At 33.1% G+C, this 3,759-nt stretch carries 3 protein-coding genes; all 3 read right to left on the bottom strand.

All coding sequences use genetic code 11. The features are described from left to right. Window positions 1-1,434, bottom strand: a 1,434-nt coding sequence (gene gpmI / locus Q1K13_RS09300) for a 2,3-bisphosphoglycerate-independent phosphoglycerate mutase (protein WP_300349935.1), incomplete at its 3' end; no start/stop codon positions are given. Between the two features lie 124 nt (window positions 1,435-1,558). After that, window positions 1,559-2,305, bottom strand: a complete 747-nt coding sequence (tpiA, locus tag Q1K13_RS09295) for a triose-phosphate isomerase (protein WP_300349932.1) — start codon at window positions 2,303-2,305, stop codon at window positions 1,559-1,561. 243 nt (window positions 2,306-2,548) lie between these two features. Next, window positions 2,549-3,742, bottom strand: a complete 1,194-nt coding sequence (locus tag Q1K13_RS09290) for a phosphoglycerate kinase (RefSeq protein ID WP_300349929.1) — start codon at window positions 3,740-3,742, stop codon at window positions 2,549-2,551. Between the last annotated feature and the right edge of the window lie 17 nt (window positions 3,743-3,759).

Here is a 3,759-nt window from a genome sequence, read left to right as displayed (position 1 = left end):
TGATTTTCCTTCAGCATCTTTTGATATCCATAAGAATGGAACTGGATCTGAAGTATGAGCAGTCATTGGTTTACCAGTTGAGTAATCTATCATTACTTCTGCATTACCATGGTCAGCAGTTATGAATAAAGTACCTTCTTTTTCTAATACCTTATCAGCTACTTTTCCTAAGCACTCATCAACTGCTTCTATAGCTTTAACAGCTGCTTCTTGTACTCCAGTGTGTCCAACCATATCTGGGTTAGCGAAGTTTAATATTATCATATCATATTTGTCTTGATCTAATCTATTTATTAATTCATCAGTTACTTCATAAGCACTCATTTCTGGTTTAAGATCGTATGTAGCAACCTTTGGTGAAGCTATTAATGCTCTATCTTCATTAGTGTTTGGTTGTTCTACTCCACCGTTAAAGAAGAATGTTACGTGAGCATATTTTTCAGTTTCAGCAATTCTTAATTGGTTTAATCCTTTAGATGCAACATATTCTCCTAAAGTATTTGTGTAACTTTCTGGTCTGTAAGCAACATCTACACACTCTAAAGTTTTGTCATATTGAGTCATACAAACAAAGTTTACGTGTAATTGCTTTCTTTCAAATCCTTTGAATTCTGGATCAACTATAGCTCTAGTTATTTCTCTAGCTCTATCTGGTCTAAAGTTGAAGAATATTACTGAATCTCCATCTTTAATTCTAGCAACTGGGTGTCCATCTTCTTCAATTACTGTAGGTAAAACGAACTCATCAGTTTTGTTATCATGGTAAGATTTTTCTATAGCTTTAACAGCTGAAGAAGCTTTTTCACCTTCTCCTAAAGCCATAGCGTTATAAGCTAATTCTACTCTTTCCCATCTGTTATCTCTGTCCATTGCGTAATATCTACCACTTATAGTAGCTATTTCACCAACACCAATTTCCTTCATAGCATTTTCTAATTCAACTATGAACTCTTTACCTGATGATGGAGCAACGTCTCTACCATCCATGAAAGCATGAACGTAAACTTTTTGAAGTCCTTTTTTCTTAGCTAACTCTAAAAGACCTTTTAAGTGATCTATGTGAGAGTGAACCCCTCCGTTTGATAATAATCCCATTAAGTGTAATGAAGTATTATTTTCTTTAGCTTCATCCATAGCCTTAACTAAAGCTTTGTTTGTGAAGAAAGTTCCTTCTTTTATTTCTTTAGTTATTCTAGTTAACTCTTGGTATATTATTCTACCAGCACCTATATTTAAATGACCAACTTCTGAGTTACCCATTTGTCCTTCTGGAAGACCAACTTCTAATCCTGAAGCTTGTAATTCAGTGTGTGGATATTTATTAAATAATCTATCATAATTTGGTTTATTAGCAGCAGCTACTGCATTACCTTCTTTGTTTGGAGAAATTCCAAATCCGTCTAATATCATTAACATTACAGGTTTTTTACTCATAATAACCCTCCAAAAACTAAATTTCTATTTATACATTTATTATAATGTGTACCTAATTAAAAAACAATAGCAATAGACAATTGGTATTACTTGCCTATTGCTACTATTTAATTACTAATATTTATTAGTAGTTTACGATTTGAGCAAAGTCAGCTGCAACTAAGCTAGCTCCACCAACTAAAGCACCATCGATGTCTGATTTAGCCATTTGCTCTGCTATTGTGTTAGGTTTAACTGATCCACCGTATTGGATTCTTACTTTATCAGCAACTTCTTGTCCGAACATTTCAGCAACCATAGCTCTTATAGCAGCTATTGTTTCATTAGCTTGGTCTGAAGTAGCAGTTTTTCCAGTTCCGATAGCCCAGATTGGTTCATAAGCTATAACAACTTTCTCAGCTTGCTCTTTAGTTAATCCTTCTAAATCAGCAGTGATTTGAGCTTTTATAACGTCGTTAGTAGTTCCGTTTTCTCTTTGCTCTAAAGTTTCTCCACAGCAAAGGATTGGAGTTAAGTTGTGTGTGAAAGCAGCTTTAACTTTTTTGTTGCAAGTTTCATCTGTTTCGTTGAAGTATTCTCTTCTTTCACTATGTCCAATTATAACGTAATCTATGTTCATAGCTTCTAACATTCTTGGAGCGATTTCTCCAGTAAATGCTCCTTTTTCTTCAAAGTGCATGTTTTGAGCACCTACTTTTATGTTTGTTCCTTCAACAGCTTTTTTAACTGCGTCTAAGCAAACAAAAGTTGGGCAAACAACAACTTCACATTTAGCATCTTTAACTAATGGCTTTAATTCTTCAACTAATTTAACAGCCTCGTCTATTGTATAGTGCATTTTCCAGTTTCCTGCGATTATTGGAGTTCTCATCTATATTCACCTCTATTAATATTTTAAATATTAAATAATATATATAAGGCTCAATCCCCTACTATATATTATTTCTCTAAAAGCTTTGAAAATATTAAATAATAAGCCTAAGATTTTCTTAACTTTTAGAATAATAAGGCTAAGATTCAATGAAAAATAAATTTCATTGAACTTAGTCTTATTTTTTTATAAAACAACAATCTTTATACTTCAATCTAAATATCTACTTTAAGGTTTATAATATTATTTATCGTTTAAAGCAGCTATTCCTGGTAATACTTTTCCTTCTAAGAATTCTAATGAAGCTCCACCACCAGTTGAGATGTGAGACATTTTGTCACCGAATCCTAAGATATTTACAGCAGCAGCTGAATCTCCACCACCGATTATAGTAGTAGCATCTGCTTCAGCCATAGCTTTAGCAACAGCTATTGTTCCTTTGTTGAAGTTTTCGAATTCGAATACTCCCATTGGTCCATTCCAAATAACTGTTTTAGCATCTTTTATAGCTTCAGCGTATATAACTTCAGTTTTAGGTCCGATATCTAATCCCATGAATCCTTCAGGAATGTTTTGATCCTCTGTAACTATAGCTTCAACATCTTTGAATTCTTTAGCTACTCTGTGGTCTACAGGTAATAATAATTTAACACCTTTTTCCTCAGCTTTAGCTAACATTTCTTTAGCATATTCAACTTTATCTTCTTCTACTAATGAACTTCCTACAGTATATCCTTGAGCTTTTAAGAATGTATAAGCCATTCCTCCACCTATTATTAAAGTGTCAACTTTTTCTAAAAGGTTATTTATAACGTTTATCTTATCTGAAACTTTAGCTCCACCTAAGATAGCAACGAATGGTCTTTCTGGATTTTCTACAGCATCTCCTAAGAACTTAAGCTCTTTTTGAATTAAGTATCCACATACTGCTGGTTTTAAGTATTCAGTTACTCCAACTGTTGAGCAGTGAGCTCTGTGAGCAGTACCAAATGCATCGTTAACAAACATTTCAGCTAAGCTAGCTAATTCTTTTGATAACTCTTCTCCATTTTTAGTTTCTTCTTTTCTGTATCTTGTATTTTGAAGTAAAACTACATCTCCATCTTTCATTTCAGCTATAGCTTTTTTAGCATTTTCTCCAACAACATTATCGTCAGCAGCAAATACTACTTCTTTACCAAGCATTTCGCTTAATCTTTTAGCTACAGGTGCTAATGAGAATTCTGGTTTAGCTTCTCCTTTTGGTTTACCCATATGTGAGCAAAGGATTACTTTAGCACCATTATCAACTAAGTATTTTATAGTTGGCATAGCTCCATTTAATCTATTTTCATCAGTTATAACACCATCTTTTAATGGAACGTTAAAGTCGCATCTTACTAATACTTTTTTACCTTTTACTTGAACGTCTTCTATAGTCTTTTTATTGAAGTTCATTATATTCACCTCTTAAA

Source organism: Clostridium sp., assembly GCF_029267215.1.
Lineage (GTDB): Bacteria > Bacillota > Clostridia > Clostridiales > Clostridiaceae > Sarcina.
Note: the sequence above shows the minus strand (reverse complement) of the source record. Positions and strands in the feature narration are given on the sequence as shown.